18 protein-coding genes are annotated in these 21,957 nt (G+C 51.1%); all 18 read left to right on the top strand.

The annotated features are described in order from the left end of the window. The first annotated feature begins 11 nt into the window (after positions 1 to 11). The 18 genes from ACO05Z_RS10530 (at position 12) to ACO05Z_RS10445 (ending at position 21,948) form a co-directional block, all read left to right on the top strand. The gene (locus ACO05Z_RS10530; RefSeq protein WP_421902143.1) at positions 12 to 962 is read left to right on the top strand and encodes an ABC transporter ATP-binding protein; all 951 of its coding nucleotides are present in this window, start codon (positions 12 to 14) and stop codon (positions 960 to 962) included. Then, the gene (locus tag ACO05Z_RS10525) at positions 944 to 1,888 is read left to right on the top strand and encodes an ABC transporter ATP-binding protein (RefSeq protein ID WP_421902142.1); all 945 of its coding nucleotides are present in this window, start codon (positions 944 to 946) and stop codon (positions 1,886 to 1,888) included. The genes ACO05Z_RS10530 and ACO05Z_RS10525 overlap by 19 nt, the downstream gene beginning before the upstream one ends. A 57-nt stretch (positions 1,889 to 1,945) precedes the next feature. Then, a complete protein-coding gene (locus ACO05Z_RS10520) occupies positions 1,946 to 2,896 on the top strand; it encodes a sirohydrochlorin cobaltochelatase (protein ID WP_421902141.1) in 951 nt (316 codons plus the stop codon). Positions 2,897 to 3,548: 652 nt separating this feature from the next. Further along, positions 3,549 to 4,202: a CBS domain-containing protein gene (locus ACO05Z_RS10515; protein WP_421902140.1), complete on the top strand. Its 654-nt coding sequence runs from the start codon at positions 3,549 to 3,551 to the stop codon at positions 4,200 to 4,202. Next, entirely contained in the window at positions 4,189 to 5,025 is an 837-nt protein-coding gene (locus ACO05Z_RS10510) for an ABC transporter ATP-binding protein (RefSeq protein ID WP_421902139.1), read from the top strand. Before ACO05Z_RS10515 ends, ACO05Z_RS10510 begins: the two co-directional genes overlap by 14 nt. A gap of 1 nt (position 5,026) precedes the next feature. Continuing rightward, positions 5,027 to 6,928 carry an AMP-binding protein gene (locus ACO05Z_RS10505; RefSeq protein ID WP_421902138.1) on the top strand — a complete coding sequence of 634 codons (1,902 nt, stop codon included), beginning with the start codon at positions 5,027 to 5,029 and terminating at the stop codon, positions 6,926 to 6,928. Then, on the top strand, positions 6,928 to 7,815 hold the full coding sequence (locus tag ACO05Z_RS10500) for a branched-chain amino acid ABC transporter permease (protein WP_163295739.1): 888 nt from the start codon (positions 6,928 to 6,930) through the stop codon (positions 7,813 to 7,815). Before ACO05Z_RS10505 ends, ACO05Z_RS10500 begins: the two co-directional genes overlap by 1 nt. Before the next feature lies 1 nt (position 7,816). Then, positions 7,817 to 8,860 (top strand): branched-chain amino acid ABC transporter permease, encoded by a 1,044-nt coding sequence (locus ACO05Z_RS10495; protein ID WP_421902137.1) that lies wholly within the window; start codon positions 7,817 to 7,819, stop codon positions 8,858 to 8,860. A 57-nt stretch (positions 8,861 to 8,917) separates the two neighbouring features. Then, positions 8,918 to 10,081 (top strand): ABC transporter substrate-binding protein, encoded by a 1,164-nt coding sequence (locus ACO05Z_RS10490; RefSeq protein WP_421902136.1) that lies wholly within the window; start codon positions 8,918 to 8,920, stop codon positions 10,079 to 10,081. Positions 10,082 to 10,225: 144 nt separating this feature from the next. Continuing rightward, positions 10,226 to 11,023, top strand: a complete 798-nt coding sequence (locus ACO05Z_RS10485; RefSeq protein WP_421902135.1) for an ABC transporter ATP-binding protein — start codon at positions 10,226 to 10,228, stop codon at positions 11,021 to 11,023. 41 nt (positions 11,024 to 11,064) lie between these two features. Then, on the top strand, positions 11,065 to 12,321 hold the full coding sequence (locus ACO05Z_RS10480) for a phenylacetate--CoA ligase family protein (protein ID WP_421902134.1): 1,257 nt from the start codon (positions 11,065 to 11,067) through the stop codon (positions 12,319 to 12,321). 149 nt (positions 12,322 to 12,470) lie between these two features. Continuing rightward, entirely contained in the window at positions 12,471 to 13,898 is a 1,428-nt protein-coding gene (locus ACO05Z_RS10475; RefSeq protein WP_421902133.1) for a sigma-54-dependent transcriptional regulator, read from the top strand. A 10-nt stretch (positions 13,899 to 13,908) separates the two neighbouring features. Next, the gene (locus ACO05Z_RS10470; protein ID WP_421902132.1) at positions 13,909 to 15,510 is read left to right on the top strand and encodes a PAS domain-containing sensor histidine kinase; all 1,602 of its coding nucleotides are present in this window, start codon (positions 13,909 to 13,911) and stop codon (positions 15,508 to 15,510) included. 1,003 nt (positions 15,511 to 16,513) lie between these two features. Further along, positions 16,514 to 17,737 (top strand): MFS transporter, encoded by a 1,224-nt coding sequence (locus tag ACO05Z_RS10465; protein WP_421902131.1) that lies wholly within the window; start codon positions 16,514 to 16,516, stop codon positions 17,735 to 17,737. 281 nt (positions 17,738 to 18,018) lie between these two features. After that, positions 18,019 to 19,362, top strand: coding sequence for a Na(+)-translocating NADH-quinone reductase subunit A (locus ACO05Z_RS10460; protein WP_421902130.1), 1,344 nt, complete (start codon positions 18,019 to 18,021; stop codon positions 19,360 to 19,362). Positions 19,363 to 19,366: 4 nt separating this feature from the next. Beyond that, positions 19,367 to 20,566, top strand: a complete 1,200-nt coding sequence (locus tag ACO05Z_RS10455) for an NADH:ubiquinone reductase (Na(+)-transporting) subunit B (RefSeq protein ID WP_421902129.1) — start codon at positions 19,367 to 19,369, stop codon at positions 20,564 to 20,566. Then, positions 20,559 to 21,338 (top strand): Na(+)-translocating NADH-quinone reductase subunit C, encoded by a 780-nt coding sequence (locus tag ACO05Z_RS10450; RefSeq protein ID WP_421902128.1) that lies wholly within the window; start codon positions 20,559 to 20,561, stop codon positions 21,336 to 21,338. The genes ACO05Z_RS10455 and ACO05Z_RS10450 overlap by 8 nt, the downstream gene beginning before the upstream one ends. Then, positions 21,331 to 21,948 (top strand): NADH:ubiquinone reductase (Na(+)-transporting) subunit D, encoded by a 618-nt coding sequence (locus ACO05Z_RS10445; RefSeq protein WP_421902127.1) that lies wholly within the window; start codon positions 21,331 to 21,333, stop codon positions 21,946 to 21,948. The genes ACO05Z_RS10450 and ACO05Z_RS10445 overlap by 8 nt, the downstream gene beginning before the upstream one ends. Positions 21,949 to 21,957: the final 9 nt, after the last annotated feature.

Raw genomic sequence — 21,957 nt, 5'->3', positions numbered from 1 at the left:
GGATTAATTGCATGAATAAAATGTGCTTGGAAACCGGATCGTTGCTTGAAATCAGGAACTTGAAAGTTCATTTTCAATCTGTGGACGGCATTGTCCGGGCCGTGGATGAGGTGAGCTTCAGCCTTAGGCGCGGAGAGAAGGCATGCCTTGTCGGTGAATCCGGATGCGGAAAAACTATTCTGGCTTTGTCGTTGCTGCGCTTGCTCCCTCCCGGGGCTAAATTGGCCGGCGAGGTTCTGTTTCAGGGCGTAGATCTGTTGCAGATCCCGGAAAAAGAAATGCGGATGGTCAGGCGTCAGGGCATTGGGATGATTTTTGAACAGCCCTCGGCTTACCTAAACCCGCTTTTTCCTGTGGGGTGGCAGGTCGCTGAGGTGGTCAGGCTAAGCCGTGGTTGCAGTAGGCGGGATGCAAAGAGCAGGGCGTTGCGTCTTCTTGATCTGGCCCGCATACCCGAAGCCCGAAAAAGATACAGGCAGTTTCCGCATCAATTGTCAGGCGGCATGAGGCAGCGGGTTATGATTTCCATGGCTCTGGCCAAAGATCCTGCTCTGCTTGTGGCTGATGAACCGACCACCGCCCTCGACCCAACTGTACGGCGCAGTATCCTAACGTTGTTGCGGGATTGCCTTGATGAGACCGGGGCCGCTCTTTTGTGTATTACCCATGATTGGGAAGCCGCCCGCAGGCTTTGTGAGACCGCTGCAGTTATGTATGCCGGACAGATTCTTGAGGTTGGTCCAGCCGGGCAAGTACTGGATAGTCCGAAGCATCCCTACGCATCGGCATTGCGTCGTTCCATGGGTGGGGAGAAGCCTGAACCGATACCGGGAAATCCTCCGGCTCTGACCGATCTGCCCTGCGGATGCAGGTTTCAGCCCAGATGTAACTGCTCCTGTGCACAGTGTGCTTCAGTTGTTCCGGAATTCAATGGAGGGGTGCGTTGTCACAACCATCAGTGATTGAGATTAAGGGGTTGCGCAAGAGCTACGGGTCAGGGTTCTTTTTCAGGCAGGTCAATACGGCGGTAAGAGAGATCTCTCTGAATATTGCGCCGGGAAGGACTCTTGCCGTTATCGGAGAATCAGGATGTGGAAAGACCACCTTGGCTCGTATGGCAGCGGGGCTGCTCAAGCCGGATTCCGGTTCCATAATATTCGGGGGCAAAAATTTTGCCCGCTGGGATAGAAAGGCCTTGCGCAAAAATATACAGGTGGTTTTTCAGGATGCGGATGGTTCGCTTAACCCGAATTTCAACGCCCGTGACCTGCTGCTGGAACCTCTATTGCTCCATGGCCTGCCTCGTAGTGAAGCCGAAGAGCGACTGCCCGAATTGCTTTCCATGGTCGGGCTGGTGCCGGACCTGCTACAGCGCCATCCGCACGAGATGTCCGGCGGGCAGCGTCAACGCATAGGGATCGCAAGGGCTATGTCTCTTTCCCCGGCATTGGTTATTGCCGATGAACCAGTCTCATCGCTGGATCGTTCTATTCAGGCCCAGATTCTTAGCCTGCTGCAATCCTTTCAAGAGAACAATGGAGTCTCATATCTTTATATATCCCATGATCTGGGTTCGGTGAGGGCCATGGCTCATGAAGTGGCTGTTATGCTCGGAGGGCTGTTTGTGGAGACCGGACCGGCGGAAGAAGTCTTTGAGAAACCTCTGCATCCGTACACGAAGCTGCTCCTTGCCGACGAAAATCACGCAGAATCACAGTTCGTGAATGATTTCATGGATCTTGAAAGCAGGCAAGGTACGGAAAATGGATGCCCCTTTGCTGTTTACTGTAAGCACTCCGCACCTCAATGCACAAAGGGTGTCAGTAGACTAATTGAGATTGAACCGGGGAGATCGGTGCGTTGCACTATGGTGCACAGGGAGACCTGAAGTTGTTTTTGATAGATTTCCCTGTCCGAATATCAGATTAAATAGGAGAGAGTATTTATGCATCTTGATACAGAAAAGAACACTGGCAACCCTCATGCTCATGACCCTGCTTCCGGCGGAGAATGCGCGCACGGATGCCACGGTCACGATCATTGTGATCACCATCACGGGGATCATAGCCATTCCTATGATTATTCTCCCGGACCGTTGGAGGGTAAAACCGGAATTCTGCTGACAGCTTTTGGCTGCGCTCTGCCCGAGACCCATTATCTTTATGAGAGATTTGAGGATGAAGTCCGGGAAAGATTCCCGGATATGGATGTCCGTTGGGCTTTCACTGCAAACCGCATCCGCAGGAAATTGAGCAGTCGCGGTATCCCTGCCTTTTCCGTTGCAGAAGCGCTTTCGCGAATGATCGATGACGGGTTCAGTCATGTGGCGGTGCAGTCCCTGCATACCCTGCCCGGAGTTGAATATGACTGGGTGGAGCAGCAGGCCCGCTCCATGTGCCATCCCCGCAAGGGACTTAGCCGGGTAACCTTGGGTGTTCCTATGCTTTACAAGATGGAGGACCTTGACCGGACCGTACAGGCTGTGTCCGGCTATCTGCCGTCGGATCGAAAGGAAGATGAAGGGGTTATCCTTATCGGACACGGAACATATCATAAAGGGCATACCGCCTATATGGCGCTTGAGGGTTTGCTTTCACGCTCCCTGCCCAATGTGCTTGTGGGTACACTTATGGACAAGTCAGGGCCTGCGGAACTTGGCTCCCACTTTTTGGACCGGGGAATCAGCAAGATCCATCTTGTTCCTTTCATGTGTATTCCCGGACATCATGTTCATGTAGACCTGTTCGGTGAAGGCAAGAAGTCATGGAAAAGTATACTTTCCGGCATGGGTTGTGAGGTCTTGCCTGTGTTTAAAGGCTCTCTGGAGTATGAGGATTTCCGCGACATTTGGCATGAACACCTTGTTGAGGCTGTTGCGGAATTGAAAGAGGATTGATCGTTTTTGCCTGTCCGCTGGGTGATCAGTGCTTATTCTATATTTACAGTAAATAATTTAGGCTTGATGCCAATATGGCGCGAATTCTTTTTAAGAGTAGTTCGCGTCAGCTTTTTCTTAACCAGCAGGCCATCGGTTCAATTATGATCGTTGGCTCCAGAAAAAAGTAAGGCCCCACAGTGTGTTAGCGCATTGTGAGGCTTTTTGTTTTGGAGCAGGTAACAGCAAGAATAGTGCCGCAAATCTGCGTACAGAGTTGGAAATTTCATCCATAGCATCAGTTTATAGTCGAACACGTTGGAAGAATCAGTCGAAACGCTCGACTGAATCAGGAATTGCTTGAAATCTACTGCAACCAAAGTTGCTCCTGCAACAAAAGTTGCAAAAGTGTTTTTTGTGCAACAAAAGTAGCTCTCCCCCCGTCTTGATAAAAATCTGTCAACAAAAGTTGCAAAAATAATATTTTATCGAGCCTGTGCAGATTCTTGCTGACAGTATTCTTTTAAGTCTTTTCATTATATTTTATTGCCGTAAGTTGTTTAAATAAAATGATAATTTTATTGCAGATCCACGGAACAAACTTGTGGCCATCCTTTGGCACGTTCTTTTCAATAAGGGACTGAACTTATTTGCTTCAGGAGGTTTTCATATAATGTACGTCGGGCTTAAAATGCTGAAGGACTTCATGCCGCAATCACCGGATACGCTGGCTGAAGATGCTTCCATTCTTATGGATGACAATATGCTTTGGATGCTGCTCATCGTGGATGGTGGCAAGCTGGTCGGTTATGTGCGCAAGGAAGACATCAGTGCTGCAATGCCTTCTTCCATGACCGGGCTGGACAAACACGAGATAAATTATCTGCTTTCCAAGCTGACCTTAAAAAAGATCATGCGCACAGACATCACTACGGTGAGTCCCGAAACTGAAATCGAGGAAGCAGCAGTGATCATGCGCCGCAAGAACCTGGCAGGACTCGCGGTGCTGGACGCTGAAAGCAATCTTCGCGGCTATATCAACCGCAATGTCATTCTCGACGTACTGGCCGAGGAGATGGGATTTGCCGAAGGCGGTTCCCGTATTGTTTTCGAAGTTGAGGACCGCCCCGGCGTGCTCAAGCATGTTTCCAGCCTTATCGACGACCTTGGCTATTCCATTATTTCCACAGGCACATTCAATCACGATGACCGCAGAATGGTCGTCATTCGGGTAAGTGCCGATAATCCCTCATCCGTTGCCGCTGCCCTGCAGAAGAACGGATACGATGTAGTTGGACCGGAGGATTTCAGGGATGAATGGCAGTAGCCCCTTTTTCAAACCGGATTGTGACCCGGTCCCTATGGGAGAACCGTTGCTTGAGGTCAAGGATGTAACCCTGACCTTCAAGGGCGTTGCCGCACTTTCAAGGGTTAACTGCGGCGTGAGCAAGGGCAGCATCACTTCGCTTATCGGTCCTAACGGTGCGGGCAAGACCAGCATGCTCAATTGTATTTCCGGGCGCTACTTTCCCGATACCGGTTCCATTACCCTCAAAGGGGATGAGATGCTTGGAACTCCGGCCAACAAGCGTACCCACTTCGGTATGGCCCGCACCTTTCAAAATATAGCCCTGTTTAGGGGACTTTCCGTATTGGACAACCTGATGGTGGGACGTCATTCGCGTATCAACTACGGAATTTTGTCCTCACTTCTCTACTTCGGCAAGGCCCGCCGGGAAGAGTCCGCACACAGGCAGCGGGTGGAGGAGATTATCGATTTTCTCGGACTTTCCCCTTACCGTCATCAGGCCGCCGGACACCTGCCCTACGGAGTGCAGAAAAAGGTGGAGCTGGGCCGCGCGTTGGCCGCCGAACCGGAACTCCTGCTCCTTGATGAACCCATGGCGGGTATGAATTTGGAAGAGACCGAAGACATGGCCCGCTACATTCTCGATATTAATGAGGAGTGGGGCATCTCCGTATTTCTGGTGGAACACGATATGGGAGTGGTCATGGATATTTCCGATCACGTGGTGGTGCTTGATTTTGGACGTATCCTCGCTTGCGGAACTCCCGATGAAGTGCAGCAGAACAAGAAAGTTATCAGTGCCTACCTTGGAGACGAGGGCGGGCTTTATCAAGGAAGGTAAAATGAGCCGTCCATATAAAACAACACTTCCGGCACTGCTGATCAAAAATGGTCGCGAACGTGCGACCCGTACAGCCATGCGTGAGAAATATCTCGGCATCTGGCAGTCGTTTACCTACAGGCAGTACCTTGAAATAACATCGGAATTCGCTGCCGGGCTTAAGTCCTTGGGCTTTGGCAAGGGCGATGCCATTGTCATTATCGGTGACAACCGCCCTGAATGGCTCTGGGCGCAACTGGCCATTCAGGGGCTCGGCGGTTATTCTGTGGGGCTTTATCAGGATTCCCCGGCGGATGAGATCGGCTATATTTTTACCCTTTCCGAAGCGCGGCTCGTGGTGGCTGAGGATCAGGAACAGGTGGATAAGATCCTGTCCATCCGCGATCAGCTGCCCGACCTCAAATACATCATCTACCATGATCCCAAAGGGCTGGTGGATTACGATGAAGAAGGGCTGATGTCCTTCGATGAAATCCGTGAAATGAACGAAGCGCAGGCCGCTTCCTTCGAAGCATGGACCGCTGAAGTTGAACCTGAAGACGTGGCTCTCATCGCCACCACTTCCGGTTCAACCGGACGTCCCAAGCTGGCAATGCTGACCCATGAGAACCTGCTTTCCATGGCTTGGAACCTTGGTGATTCCGATCCCAAGAAGGAGTCCGATGAATTTGTTTCCTTCCTGCCGCTGGCATGGATGGGTGAGCAGATGATGGCTGTGGCTTCGGCGTTGCTTTTCGGATTCTGTGTAAACTTCCCGGAGGAACCGGACACCGTACAGGAAAATATCCGCGAGATCGGGCCGCATCTTATCTTTTCACCACCCCGTGTGTGGGAAAATATGGCTGCCAAGGTCCGGGTGCGGATCATGGAAACAACTCCGTTCAAACGCTGGCTGTTCAATATGTTCCTGCCGCTGGGCATTAATTACGCCGACAAGGTATTGCATGGAAAAACACCATCAGTCATGGACAAGCTCGGCTATCGGCTGGCTGAAATCAGCCTTTTCCGGGCCTTGCGTGACCGTTTGGGATTCTCCCGCATCCGTAGTGCCTCCACCGGTGGCGCACCTCTCGGTCCGGACACGTTCACTTTTTTTCATGCGCTGGGCATTAACCTGAAGCAAATCTACGGCCAGACCGAGGTTGCGGGGATTTCCTGTATCCACAAGGACGGCTGCGTCAGCTTTGACACTGTGGGCGAACCGATCCCGGAAACTGAGATTAAAATTTCAGAAGAGGGCGAGGTCTTGACCAAAAGTCCTGCTGTATTCCGGGGCTATCTGAAAAACGAAGAAGCCACCGCTGAAACCATCGAAAGCGGCTGGCTGAAATCCGGTGATGCCGGATATTTCAAGGACAACGGACAGCTGGTCATCATCGACCGCCTTTCCGATGTCATGACCCTTAAATCCGGCACCCGTTTCTCCCCGCAGTTCATCGAGAACAAGATCAAGTTCTCCACCTACGTGCAGGAAGCGGTGGTCATCGGGCAGGATCGCGACTACATCACCGCCATTATCTGTCTGGATAGCGACATTGCCGGACGTTGGGCCGAACAGCAGCAGCTGACCTACACCACGTATCAGGATCTGGCCTCCAACCCTAATCTCTACGACCTTATCAGCGAAGAAGTCGCGGGTATCAATGAATCCTTGCAGGACGGCACTTCGGTTAAGCGTTTCGCACTGCTTTTCAAAGAGTTGGACGCAGACGACGGCGAATTGACCCGTACCCGCAAAATCCGCCGCAAGATCATCAACGAGCGTTACGGCGATCTCATCCACGCTCTCTACAACGGTGCAAAGGAGATCGATCTCACCGCGCGTATCAAATATCAGGACGGCTCAGAACGGACCATGTCCGGCCCCATTGCCATCCGCGAAATCAGCAGAGAGGCCCGCTAATGGAATATTATCTCCAACTCATAATCAACGGCCTCGTGGTAGGTTCCATCTACAGCCTGGTGGCCCTTGGTTTCGTAATCATCTTCAAGGCCACCAAGGTGGTCAACTTCGCACAGGGTGAAATGGTCATGGCCGGTGCCTACATCTGTTTCGCGCTTACCGTGCAGTACCAGCTGCCTTTTCTGCTCTCGTTCCTGATCACGCTGGTCTTCTCGCTCATTCTGGGAATACTGGTGGAAAGGATGGTCCTGCGGCCACTCATCGGCGAACCCATCATTTCGGTGGTCATGGTCACTATCGGCCTTTCGTCCATACTGAAGTCGCTGGTACAGGTCTTTTGGGGAACCCAGATCAGGGTTTTCCCGCCCATCCTGCCGCAGGAACCGATCATGGTCTTCGGCTTGCCCATTGCCCCGGTCTACATCGCGGCCTTTGTGCTTTGCCTGCTGCTCTTTGCGGTCTTCTCACTGTTCTTCAAATACTCGTCTCTGGGTATTGCCATGCGCGCAACCGCTTTCGACCAGCAGGCCGCGCAGTCCATGGGCATCGGCATCAAGAACATCTTCGCTCTGTCATGGTGCATTGCGGCGGTGGTTTCATCCATCGGCGGGATCATTCTCGGCAACATCAACGGCATCAACTCCCAGCTCGGACATCTGGGGCTTAAGGTCTTTCCGGCTGTTATCCTCGGCGGACTCGATTCCCTGCTCGGGGCGGCACTGGGCGGCCTCATCATCGGTGTGCTGGAGAATATCAGCGAAGGGCTTGCCCGTGACCTGCTGAATCTCGGCGGCTTCAAGGAAGTGGCATCCTTTGTGGTGCTGGTCATCATCCTTATGGTCAAGCCTTACGGGCTGTTCGGCACCAAAGAAATCGAGAGAGTGTAACATGCAGAAATGCGGACTGTTTTTTACAACATACAATAGTGAAGACCAGCTTTTTCCGTCCACGTTCCAGAAAACGTGTCTCGGTCTGTTCATGGCGGCCATGCTGGCTGCACCCTACGTGCTGGATTTCTATTACATATCGGTAATGAACCTGATCATGATCGCGGTTATCGGCGCAGTGTCCCTGAACCTGCTTACCGGGGTCTGCGGGCAGATGTCACTGGGCCATGGAGCCTTTGTGGGAGTAGGGGCCTACGGCTGTGCCGTTTTGGCTTCCAAGGGATTTCCATTCCTGCTTTGCCTGCTCGGGGGCGGGGCCATGGCTGCTGTTGCCGGGATGATTTTCGGTATTCCGTCGCTGCGGCTGAAGGGTATCTATCTTGCCATCTCGACCCTCGCCGCGCAGCTGATCCTTGAATACGTGTTCCTGCACTGGACTTCTTTCACCGGGGGAGCCAACGGCATGCCTGTTGATTCCCCGGAAATCTTCGGCTTCATGTTCGATACCGATGAGAAGATGTTTTACCTTATCTTTGCTATCACCACCCTGTGTGTGCTCGGCGTATCAAATATTGTGCGTTCCCGCTCCGGGCGTGCCTTTGTCGCTATCCGCGATTTCTACCAGTCAGCGGAAAATGTCGGCGTGAACCTGTTTCGATACAAGTTGCAGGCTTTTGCCACCAGCTCGTTTATGGCCGGTATCGCCGGGGGGCTTTGGGCCTATTACACCATGTACATCACCCCGGAGCAGTTCTCCATCGGCCTGTCCATCAGCTATCTGGCCATGATCATTATCGGCGGCATGGGCTCGGTGCTCGGTTCCATCTTCGGGGCAATATTCATTACCCTGCTTCCCGAAGTGCTCAATACCGCCACCACTATGCTGGCAAGCATTGCACCGGAAGCAAGTGCCATGGCAGCACCGCTCAAGGAAGGTGTCTTCGGGCTGACCCTGGTGCTGTTCCTGATCTTTGAACCGGAAGGGCTGGTGCGTAAGTGGAAGCTGATCAAGTCCTACTGGAAACTGTATCCATTCGCTTATTAAACAAAACGTGCAGGCAGCACTTTAAAATAATCCGTCATTCTTAGAGGAGAGAGAACAATGATTAAGAGAATTTTGACCATAACGGTCCTCATGGCAACTCTGCTGATAGGTTCAACAGCCTTTGCGACCCTGAAAGTCGGCGTACTGTCCGATCTTACCGGCCCGACTTCGAGTGTAGGCGTTCCTTATGCTCAGGGCGTTACGGACTGCATTGCTTACGTCAATGCCAACGGCGGTGTTAACGGAGAAGACATTAAGCTTATTCAGGTGGATTACGCCTACAATGTTCAGCAGGCCCTTGCCGCATACAAGCGGTTTAAATCTCAGGGCATCGTAGCTCTTCAGGGCTGGGGAACTGGTGACACTGAAGCGTTGGTGCGCTTTGTTTCCCGTGACCGTATCCCCGTATTTTCCGCTTCCTATTCCGCCCATTTTATGGACCCGAAAAAGGCTCCTTACAACTTTACCATCGCGCCCGATTACTCAACTCAGGGCCGCGCCGGACTGAAATACATTAAAGACAACTGGAAGGAAGTCCGTGCCCCGAAACTGGCTTTTGTATACCCGGACAAGCCTTATGGTCTCGTGCCCCTTAAGGCCATGAAGGAATACGCAAAAGAGATCGGCTTTGAGATCACCGGCGACGAAGTTCTTGGCCTGAAAGCCATGGATGCCACTCCGCAGCTGCTGGCACTCAAAAAGCAAAATCCCGATTTCGTCTGGGTTGGTGGCACCACTCCTTCCACCGCAGTGCTGATGAAAGACGCCAAGAAGCTTGGTTTTAACGGCAAATTTCTGGTCAACATCTGGGGTAATGATGAAAACCTCGCCAAGATGGCCGGAACCGCTTGCGAAGGCAATTTTGGCATGCAGGCCGCGGCGGTTTACGGACAGGATGTTCCGGGCATGGAAGTTATTGTGAAGCAGACCAAGGGCCAGCCCCGGATGACCCATTACCTGCGCGGTTTCGTCTCCACACTGGTGATGGTGGAAGGCATGAAGAAGGCCGCCGCTAACGGCAAGGTTACGGGTAAATCCATCAAGGAAGCACTGGAAACCATGCGTGATTACGATCCCATGGGACTGGCTCCGGCGATCAGTTACTTCCCGGATGATCATCGCCCGAGCATGGCTATTAACGTATGTACTGTTAAAGACGGTAAGCTCGAATTCGTCGAAACAGTGGCTTTGCCCCGCGACGCCAAGTGGCTGGGTAAATAGGTTTCTACAATTCGACACTTCAGATAGCGAAGCCTACTGAAAGGTTTTGGGATTCTTAAACCCTTTTGCAAAAGGGTTTAAGCTCCCGGAGGGACCGCCGGTAGGCTCGCCGAAGGCATCTATTCACTCTAAAAGGATTGATTTATGAGTCTGCTGAACGTTCAAAACCTCGAAGTCGTTTACAACGATGTGGTGCTTGTGCTCAAAGGTTTGAGCCTTAATGTGGAGAAAGGGTCCATCACCACCTTGCTGGGCGCAAACGGTGCCGGGAAATCCACAACCCTCAAAGCCATTTCCGGTTTGCTGGAGGGCGAAGATGGTAAAGCCACTTCCGGTACCATTCTTTACAACGACAAACCGGTAAACATCCAGAGTCCGGAAAAGATGGTTCGTAAAGGTATATTTCAGGTCATGGAAGGCCGTAGAATTTTTGAAGATCTCAACGTGGAAGAAAATCTGCGCTGCGGAGCGTATACCCAACCGAGCAAGTCTTTTTCCAAGAACCTTGAAAAGGTGTACACATACTTTCCAAGGCTAAAAGAGCGTCGTTCTCAGTTGGCGGGCTATATGTCCGGCGGTGAGCAACAGATGCTGGCCATCGGCCGTGCGGTTATGGCCAACCCGAAGCTGCTTTTGCTCGATGAACCGTCACTGGGCCTTGCGCCGCTGTTGGTGGAAGAAATCTTTGATATCGTCAAGAAGATCAACAAGCAGGAAGGGGTAACCGTGTTGTTGGTCGAACAGAATGCCCGCATGGCCCTGTCTTTGGCGGATTATGGATACATCATGGAAAATGGACGTATTGTCATGGACGGCAAGGGCGCGGAACTGCTTCATAATCCGGATGTACAGGAATTCTATCTCGGCCTCTCGCATGGCGGGGAAAAGCGAAGCTACCGTGACGTAAAACACTACCGCCGCCGTAAACGCTGGTTGGGGTAACAAAATTTATTTTGATATTTTTAGATATGAGGTGATCAGATATGGATAGATCGAACGGACTTTTTAATGATTATGAAAAAGATACTCCTGAAGCTCGTGCAGAAAGGCAGCTGACCAAACTTCGTGCTGTGATTGAGAAGGGGGCAGAGTCTTCCAGTGAATTTAAATCGCGCATGGATGCGGCTGGGATTTCTGCAGCTGATATTACCGACCTTGAATCCTTCAGTAAAATTCCGGTCCTGCGCAAAAAAGATCTGATTTCCTTGCAGCAGGAGAAAGGTCTCGACTGGCTGCTTACAGCCAAGCCCGGTGAACTGAGCAGAATATACCAGTCTCCGGGGCCTATCTTTGATCCCGAAGGACGAGAAGCTGATTATTGGGGTTGGACAGAAGGGTTTTATGCCGCCGGGTTCCGCGAAGGTGATCTGGTGCAGATGACTTTCAGCTACCATCTGACTCCGGCAGGGCTGATGCTTGAGCAACCCTTGCGTGAAATCGGTTGCGGGGTGATTCCTGCCGGTCCGGGCAATACCCCGGTGCAGATGGAACTGATGACCAGCCTGCCTGTAACCGGATTTGTGGGCATGACCAGCTATCTGAAGGTTATTGCCGAAAAAGCTCAGGCCGATGGCCTTGATCTGAAGAAGGATTTTAATCTGGATGTGGCTTTTGTGGCTGCGGAAATACTGCCCGAATCCCTGCGTAGCGAAGTGGAGGAAGCCTTCGGTATGAAAGTCCGTCAGGGATACGGAACCGCTGATCTGGGTTGTATATCCTACGAATGCCTTGAGTTGGGAGGCATGCATATTTCCAGTCGCTGTTATGTTGAAATCTGCGATCCCAATACCGGGGAACCGCTGCCTATGGGCGAAATCGGTGAAGTGGTTGTCACCCCGTACACTCTTTCTTATCCGCTGGTCAGATTTGCTACCGGAGACCTTTCACGCATGGTGGATGAGCCTTGTGCGTGCGGACGTACCGCGCCGAAGCTGGCAGGGATTCTCGGCCGCGCTGATGATACCGCAAAGGTCAAAGGGCAGTTTGTGTATCCGTCACAGGTTGCCGAGGTTGTCCGGGAATTTCCGGCCATTGCCAAGCACCAGATTGTGGTCAGCAATGAAGGCGGCAAGGATAAGTTGACTCTCAAGATGGTTCTGGATGGGGAATTGGATGAGAAAACTTTCATTCCCGCTTTTCAAGACAAGATCAAGCTGCGTCCGGTCATGGAAATCCTCGCAGACAAGGATGCCATCAAAGATGGTTCCGCCCCCCTTGTGGATGAGCGAACTTACGAGTAACTTCCGATAAAATTGTAGCAACCTTTTGTCGGGCCGGTCGGGAAACAGTTTACTTGAACTCCTCTGTTTCTCGGCTGGTCTGACAAATCCTGAAATTTAAAAATTTCGGTCATTGCTTTTAACCGGAAAACAGCTGGTGAAGTCGCAGTATGAACAAAACCGCATTCCCCAAGAATCCAGTGCTCCTTGTTGATGATGAGGAAACATGGACCCGCTCCTTTTCTCTTGCCCTCAAGTCTGCGGGCATAAACAATATTTTGTGCTGTAATGACAGCCGCGAAGTAGAGTCCATCCTCCAGAACACTGAGGTGGAAGTCATTGCCGCTGATCTTGCCATGCCCCATGTCAGCGGTGAAGATTTGATCCGGCTGGTAACCTCAAAACATGCTGACATCCCCATTCTGGTCATCACCGGCATGAGTCAGGTGGAAACAGCGGTGCAGTGTGTAAAGCTGGGGGCCTTTGATTTCTTTGTCAAAACTTATGATAAAAGCTCGCTGGTCTCCGGTATCCGGCACGCCATCCAGATCCGCGAACTTAAGCGGGAAAACACCACCCTGCGTTCCCGTTTCTTTGATGACCGGCTCGAACATCCTGAGAATTTTGAGAATATCATCACTGCAAATTCGGCTATGCGCTCCATCTTTCAATATATCGAAGCCATTGCCGAATCATCCCAACCAGTGCTGATTACCGGGGAATCGGGAGTTGGCAAGGAACTCATTGCCGGAGCCATTCATCGAGCCAGCGGGCGGTCCGGTGAGTTTGTTCCGGTCAACGTGGCCGGACTTGATGACAATATTTTTGCGGACACCCTTTTTGGGCACAAGAAGGGTGCCTTTACCGGAGCTGATAAGGCCCGCCCGGGGCTGGTTGTCAATGCCGCCGGGGGAACCCTTTTTCTTGATGAAATAGGGGATCTGGCTCATGGTTCGCAGTTAAAACTGCTGCGGTTGGTTCAGGAACGCGAATACATGGCTATCGGCTCGGACCTGACCCGTAAGACAGATGCCCGGATTATTGCCGCCACCAATATCGACCCTGAAGAACTGAATAAAAGCGGTAAGTTCCGCAGTGATCTTTATTACCGACTCAAGGCCCATCACGTGCACATACCGCCATTGCGTGATCGTAAGGAAGATCTGCCCCTGCTGGTGGATTATTTCCTGACGCTGGCCTGTGAAAATGAGAGCCGGGCCAAGCCTGAAGTTCCCAGTGAACTCAACAATCTATTAATGGGCTACGATTTTCCCGGAAATGTGCGTGAACTTCAATTCCTGATTATGGATGCAGTCAGTTGTACCGATGGTACAGCCCTGAACAGTGAGCGGTTGCAGAATCATATAGGAAAGGTTGCACCGGTATATTTGGAAACAGAATCTGTTGTTTCGGGCGGACAAAAGGTGGCCTTCGGTGCAGAGCTTCCGACCCTGAAGGAAGTATGTGAAGAACTGACCTTGGAGGCCATGCATCGTGCGGATAACAATCAGGTGGCTGCGGCCCGGAGTCTGGGGATATCTCGGCAGGCTTTGAACAAGAGACTCAACAATATGAAGCGGGATAACAGCGACAACTGACGGATTCAGCATGGGTTTTGAAACAAAGAGATTAAACAAACGAATCAGCGTTCTTGCGGAACAGAACAACCGTTTGCGCAACGAGATCAAACAATTGCGGGCACTAATTGATGCTCCCCGCAATTTGATGCAGTTTTCTTTTGACCCGGACTATCGCTACATAGCCTATAATCAGGCCCATTTTGAATTCATCAGGCATAACTGGGGTGTGATTATCCGGCCCGGAATGAATATTCTGGATATATTTTCAAGCGATCAGGATCGCGAATCCGCAAGGGGGCATTTTGATCGCGTTTTAAGCGGTGAGTCGTACATTTTGAAAAGGGAATACAAGCGTCGCAAAGGAGATACCCGCTTCTATGAAAATACCTATGTCCCAGTCTTTGAAAATGGGCTGATCGTTGCCGGATCAGTTAGTGCACATGACATTACCGAATGGAGTGAGATTGAAGAGGAGGGCCGTAAGTATCGGGCAATCTTTGATAAAGCGCTTGAGGGCATTTTCCGCTCCACGGCAAAGGGAAGATTCATAGAGGCCAACCAAGAGATGGCGCGCATTCTGGGCTACAACAGCCCGGAAGAACTTATGGAGTCTATTACCGACATCAGTACACAACTTTATTGCGATCCGGTTGAACGAGATACGGTCATGGCTATCCTGCGTGATCAGGAGGTGGTCAAAGACTTCGAGACCCGCATGTTTCGTAAGGACGGCACATCCATCTGGGTTGAATTCAATGCCCGTTGCGAAAGGGACGAGGACGGGCATACTCTTTACGTGGAAGGTAAGCTCACCGATATTTCAACACGAAAGGAAAATGACCGCCGTCGCCAGCAGATGGTACAGGCTGAGAAAATGGCATCGCTTGGCGTTCTTGTGGCCGGGGTGGCTCATGAAATTAACAATCCCAACAGCTATCTGACTTTGAATCTTCCCACATTGCGCGATGTGTGGAACGATGCACAGGAGATCCTTGACGAATATAGCGATGAACATGGTGATTTTGTTCTTGGCGGATTGGAATATTCTGAATTGCGCGAGCAGTTTCCCTACCTGCTTGGTGAAATGATTGAAGGAGCGGGACGTATTAAGGACATAGTTTCTCAACTTAAGGACTATTCAAGGCAGGGCAGTGAAGATGTCCGAGAGTTTTTGGAACTTAATAACGTCGTGCGCGGAGCTTTGACTTTTGTGCGCCATAAGATCAAAAAATCCGTTCGTCATTTCGAACTTACACTACCTGAAAAGAGTCCGGTGGTGGAGGGGAATCCGCAACGGCTTATTCAGGTGCTCATGAATCTCATTGTAAACAGCTGTGAGGCAATGTCCGAGGAGGACAGTTATTTAGCTGTCTCTGTCAATACGAGGCTGGATGAAAATCAGAAAGCGCAGGCCATGATTATTGTAAAAGACAACGGTCATGGCATCCCCGAAGAAAACCTGCGCCATATTGAAGATCCTTTTTTTACCACTAAACGTGACAGTGGCGGAACCGGGCTTGGGCTTTCCATCTCTTCAAACATCATCAAAATGAATAACGGCAAACTTGAATTTTCATCCCCCCCCGAGGGCGGCACTGTTGCGGTGATTTCTCTGCCGCTTTATAGATGAATATTGTCATCCCTTAGGTATTAGATCTACCCAAGTTGGAGCGATCATTCATTCCTGATAAGGCTGTTACCTGCGCTAGCTTGGAAGAATCTTTATCCACGGTGAGTGCGTTCACGTGACTGTACTTGCATATGGAGATGGAGCGAATTACTTTTAAAAATATTTTCCGCCAGACAATTCGTAACCAGTAGGCTGTCTGGTTCAATTCCGTCAGAGGAGGGCTGTAGCGGTATGAAAAAAGCCGGAACCCTGCTTATTTTAACGTAAGCATAGGCCCCGGCTGTATTTTTAATTTTGTCTATCAAAGTCTATCGGGATCAATTCCATCAGTTGTTTTCAAAAGAGAATGAAATTGTAGGCACCTGTTTTAAAAACAGGTGGATGCCATCCCATGGGTGGGTATATTGCTGTGAGTAGGTTTAGGCCTTTATACAGCAGTCCTCAATTAGACTTTTACTTCATTATGAACCCTGTCGGTTTGGGCAGGGAATATAGATTGTTGGTTGACTGAAACAGCTTATACTCTATCTCCAATTGTTTTGTAATTATCAGGAAGACACCCCCACAGTGTCTTTATAATGCACCCCACCCAACGCAGGATTGTAACATTACAGCAAAATATGAACCAAAATTATTTGGTTTTAAAATCAATATTTTACCGTTTTAATGCTTAATTGAAACTGGTTCCTTATTGCTACCTGAGTGTAGCTGGCGTACGGATCAGGCCATACTTTCAGGTTTTCAAAATTGCCCCCGGCCCTGTATTTCAGGCTGCTGACGAGGGTAAATGAATTATTAACACACTTTTTTTAGCTTAGTGAGTCAAAGTGACACCGGAAAAAGCAATTAAAAAAATGCTGATTTCTCCTGACATATTTATTCATGATTACAGTAAGCTAGAACCTCTCTTTTAATCTGGAATAAAGATTGTCCGAGATTGATTTTCAATTGCATATCATAAAAATTGCTGGCTTTAAATCAAAAATACTGGCTCAATTAGCGTATGCTAACTTTGCGATTATCAGGAAGAAATCTTACAGCTATATTCGGAAGGGCTGCTCTGGGCGAATGTTTTGCGGATAAAAAAAGCGCAGCTGCTGGCGTATTGGTTGCAGCATTCTTTTCAACTTTCGGAGTTGGAGCCTTTACGTTCGCTATGTCTTTGAGTGCCCAGTCTTCGGGAATGTCTGCATCGTGGTTGGGGCTCGCTTTTTCTGGTTATTTTTTCGCTCGTCTGGTCTTAGCTCCTGTGGCGGGATATGCTGCGGATTCTTTAGGTGCCCGCCCTCTGCTGGTTACCGCTACGGGAATTGGGGGAGTAGTTCCATTTCTTTATTATTTTTATCCCACTATGGAGACCCTCGGCATTATCCAGATCTGTCTTGGGTTCTGTTCCGGTATAATCAAACCCGTTAGTCTGTCCCTGCTTGGCGATTGTGCCCCTGAAAGTAGCCGCGGGCGTTTGTTCGGCGTTTACAATACCTACATGTACAGCGCTCTTGTGCTTGGCCCTCTGGCCGGCGGGTACACTATCGGCATTCAGGAAAAGATGGGAGAGTTGAGTCTCATTTGGCCTGCTGTAGGTATGGGATTGTCTTTTCTTTTTTTCTTCCGGGGGCGTACCGAAAGCTTATTCCCAGCAGCCCGGAAAAGGAGGGAGGACAAGGGGTTGCCCTGGCGTAATCCTTTTTTCCCGGCTTTGCTGTTGGCTGTTCTGGGCCGCACTGCCGGTGCTTCCGTTGTAATTACTTTTCTGCCCCGGATGATAAATGAGCATTTCGGATTGGATGGAATTAGTGCGGGGTTTCTTTTCGCCCTGCCCAGCTTGATTCTTATCGCGCTGATGCCTGTTACCGGAAAGTGGGCTGACCTGCGTGACCGTGCCGGACTGACTTTTCTGGGCATGGGAATTTGCGCTGCCTGTCTGTTCGGTTATGGACAGGCTGATTCTCTTTGGTGGTTCGTCCTGCTGGTTGCCGGGATGGGATTCGGATCATCCATATCGCTTCCTGCTTCCATGTCTTTGGCTGCTGATATGGGCAGGGGAAGGGTTATGGGAGTATTTTTGGGAGTTTCCAATTTGGGATTTATCCTCGGCCCTGCGCTGGCCGGATTTGCTGCAGAAGCAGGGGGCATGGCCGATGCATTCGAGCTTGTAGCATTATTTAGCGGCTTTTGTATTTTACCCACCTTTCTGGTTATGTCTAAAAGACTTTATACCCAGTGATTTAAGATGAATACGGTTAAATATACGAACGAAGAGAGAAAAAAATGACAACCGGTTGACCTTTTGTCTTGTTCTAGATAGGAAATAAGTCCAACGCAAAAAACATCCGCGCGTATTACCCCACACCTTCCGAATCTCATATTCGGAACGCAGCGGAAAGTTTAGATTCATTCCATATCCCACCCAATTAAGGAGACGTCTTGGCGCGTGCGCTGTGGCGAATTGTATTGTTGCACCCGTTTTTAAGTCCGTTAACCTTTTAAGGACAAGGTGTATTCTCCATGATTAAGCTCAAAAAAGGACTCGATGTCCCTATCTCAGGTGAGCCCGCAATGGATATTATCGAAGAAAAATATCCGGGAAGCGTGGCCGTTCTCGGTGGCGACTATGTCGGTATGAAGCCGACCATGGCCGTTGCGGAGGGAGATATGGTTAAGTTGGGCCAGCCGATTTTTACCGATAAAAAGATCGACGGAGTCGTCTTTACCGCTCCGGGAGCCGGCAAGGTCATTGCTGTTAACCGCGGTGAGCGCAGGGCTTTACAGTCTGTGGTCATTGAACTCGATGAAACGGCCGGTGAAGTGGAGTTCCCGGCATATGATTCAGATAACCTAACCTCTCTCGCCCGGGATGCGGTTGTCGAGAATCTCGTGACGTCGGGGATGTGGACCGCGTTTCGAACGCGACCATTCAGCAAGACTCCGGCCCCGGACTCACAACCCCGTTCTATCTTTGTCACAGCAATGGATACCAATCCTCTTGCTGCTGACCCTATCCCCCTCCTTTGGAAAGAGTCGGATGCATGGCTGGACGGTCTGCGCGTGCTGACTTGTTTATGTGAAGGTGCTGTCAATGTCTGCGCTGCAGGCGGAGCAACACTTCCGCTTATTCAGGACGTCAGTGTGCATATGTTCTCTGGACCGCATCCTGCCGGACTTCCCGGTACCCACATTCATTTTATTGATCCGGTCGGCCCGGAAAAAACAAATTGGCACATCGGTTATCAGGATGTGATTGCCGTGGGTAAGCTATTTACCAGCGGACGCCTCGCAACCGAGCGTTATGTTGCTCTCGGCGGTCCTATGGTCAGCCGTCCGCGGATTATCAAGACCCGCTTGGGTGCATGCCTTGATGATCTTTTAGCCGGTGAACTGGCTTCCGGCCCGGTGCGGCCCATTTCCGGTTCGGTGCTTTCCGGTACGAAGGCCGAAGGACCGCTCGCTTATCTCGGACGTTTCCACAATCAGGTCTCAGCTGTGGAAGAGGGCGGCAAGCAGGAATTTATGGGCTGGCTGGCTCCGGGACGGGACAAATTCTCTGTCAAATCCGTGTTTGCTGCAGCATTCAGCAGGAAGAAAAAAAGTTTTGCACTGAACACCCTGCTGGGCGGCAGTCATAGGGCTATTTTCCCCACCGGGGCTTTTGATCAGGTTATGCCGTTGGATATCCTGCCCACCTATCTGGTGCGGGCTATGGCGGTGATGGATACTGATGAAGCTCAGGCATTGGGCTGCCTCGAATTGGATGAGGAAGACCTCGCCCTGCTGTCCTTCGTGGACTGCGGCAAGAACGATTTCGGGCTCATGCTGCGCGAAGTCCTCACTCAGATCGAGAAGGAAGGGTAAGGATATGAGAAAACTACTTGATAAAATGCACGGTGCGGTCACCGGAGACGGAAAGTACACTAAGTATTATCCCGTTTATGAGATGATCGACACCTTTTTGTATTCGCCCACCGAGACCAGTTCCGGTTCTCCGCATGTGCGCGATGCTATTGATCTCAAACGGGTCATGATTACCGTGGTCTTCGCACTGATTCCCTGCTTTTATATGGCTATGTGGAATACCGGATATCAGGCCAACGCGGCTCTGGCTTCTATGGGACTTGAAGCAGGAACAGGCTGGCGCTGGTCGGTTATGACCGGATTGGGCCTTTCCGCTGATCCCGAGTGCTTCGGTGCCAACATTCTGCTTGGCGCGCTTTACTTCTTTCCCATCTACATTGTCTGCAACATTGCCGGTGGTTTCTGGGAAACACTCTTCGCAGTCATTCGCAAACATGAGATCAACGAAGGCTTTCTGGTTACCGGATCGCTGATTCCGCTCATCGTTCCTCCGCACATCCCGCTCTGGCAGGTGGCACTGGCTACCAGTTTCGGCGTGGTCATCGGCAAGGAAATATTTGGCGGAACCGGGAAGAACATCCTCAACCCGGCTCTGCTGGCCCGCGCTTTTCTCTTCTTCGCCTATCCGGCCCAGATTTCAGGAAACAATGTCTGGGTCCCGGTGGACGGTTTCTCTGGAGCCACCCCGCTGGCCCTTGCTTCCGAGGGCGGCATCAACGCGGTCACCGCCAAGTATTCATGGTGGGACTGCTTCATAGGCACCATTCCGGGATCTCTGGGTGAAACTTCCACACTGGCCTGCCTCATCGGCGGGGCGGTGCTGATAATAACCGGAATAGCTTCGTGGCGGATCATGGTTTCTCTGCTTGCCGGAGCCTTTGCCACCGCAATTATCTTTAACGGAGTGGGCAGCGCCACCAACCCCATGATGACCGTCAGCCCGCTCTGGCATCTGGTCATGGGTGGACTCGCATTCGGTATGGTCTACATGGCTACCGACCCGGTGTCATCGTCCATGACTCCTAAAGGTCAGTTCTACTACGGTGCGCTTATCGGGGTCATGATTATCCTGATCCGTACAGTCAACCCGGCCTACCCGGAGGGCGTAATGCTGGCGATTCTTTTCGGTAATGTGTTTGCCCCGCTCATCGATAACTTTGTAATGCGGGCCAACATCAAGCGAAGGATGGTGCGCAGTGTCTAACGATTCCACTAAAAAAATATTCACTGTGGCCTTTTCCCTGTGCCTTGTCTGCTCTTTGCTGGTGTCCACCGCTGCGGTGGGATTGAAATCCATTCAGGAAGACAACAAGGTCAAGGAACGTAAGGAAAATATTCTCAAAGCCGCAGGCATCTACAACGAAGATGAGTCTGTGGATGAACTTTATAAACAGATCGTGCCCAAGGTGGTTGATCTGGCTACCGGCAAATATGTTGATCTGGACGCCGCAGCTTACGACCAGCGCAAGGCTGCCAAAGACCCGGGCTCTAGCATTGCCATTGCTTCCGAGAACGATCTTGCCGGAATCGGGCAGCGGGCAAAATATGCCAGCGTCTATCTGCTCAAAGACGGTGATAAATTGAAGCGCGTGGTCCTGCCTCTGCACGGTAAGGGATTATGGTCGACCATGTACGGTTTTATAGCCCTTGCTCCGGACTTCAACACAGTCAAGAACTTCGGTTTCTATGAGCATGCCGAGACTCCCGGTCTGGGCGGCGAAGTGGACAACCCTAACTGGAAAATCCTCTGGGTGGACAAGAAAGTCTACAACGAAAAGCACGAACCGGTCATCGATGTGATCAAGGGCAATGTAAGTCCCTCTGATCCGGTGGCCCAGTACAAGGTGGACGGCATTGCCGGGGCCACTTTGACTGCCAACGGTGTTGAAAATCTGGTGCGCTACTGGCTTGGTAAGGGCGGTTTCGGTCCCTACCTGAAGCGTCTGGCAGCAGAAGGAGGCGAACAGAATGGCTAAATTCAGAGAAGTTCTCTTAAAGCCGCTGGTGGAAGACAACCCTATCGCGGTTCAGATCTTAGGTATCTGCTCCGCCCTTGCGGTTACCACCAAGCTTGAGACCGCTTTTGTCATGAGTCTGGCGGTTATCTTTGTTACCGCAGCCTCCAACGTTTCGGTCAGTTCCATCCGTAAGCATATCCCTTCGAGCATTCGCATCATTGTCATGATGACCATTATTGCCACGCTGGTAATTATCGTGGACCAGTTCCTCAAGGCCTTTGCCTACGGAATCAGCAAGCAGCTCTCGGTCTTTGTCGGGTTGATCATCACCAACTGCATCGTCATGGGCCGTGCTGAGGCTTTCGCCATGCAGAACACTCCCAAGATGAGTCTGGCTGACGGTATAGGTAACGGTCTGGGATACGGCCTGGTCCTGCTGGCGGTGGCTTTCCTGCGCGAGCTTTTCGGTTCCGGAAAGCTGTTCGGGCTGACCATCTTCAAACTGGAGTCTGCAGGCGGCTGGTACGAGCCTAACGGTTTGATGCTCCTGCCGCCCAGTGCCTTCTTCATCATCGGCCTGCTTATCTGGGGTGTGAACGTCTACGAAAAGCGCAAGGCCAAACGCTAGGAGGAAGCA

Source organism: Maridesulfovibrio sp., assembly GCF_965230075.1.
GTDB lineage: Bacteria > Desulfobacterota > Desulfovibrionia > Desulfovibrionales > Desulfovibrionaceae > Maridesulfovibrio.
Note: the sequence above shows the minus strand (reverse complement) of the source record. Positions and strands in the feature narration are given on the sequence as shown.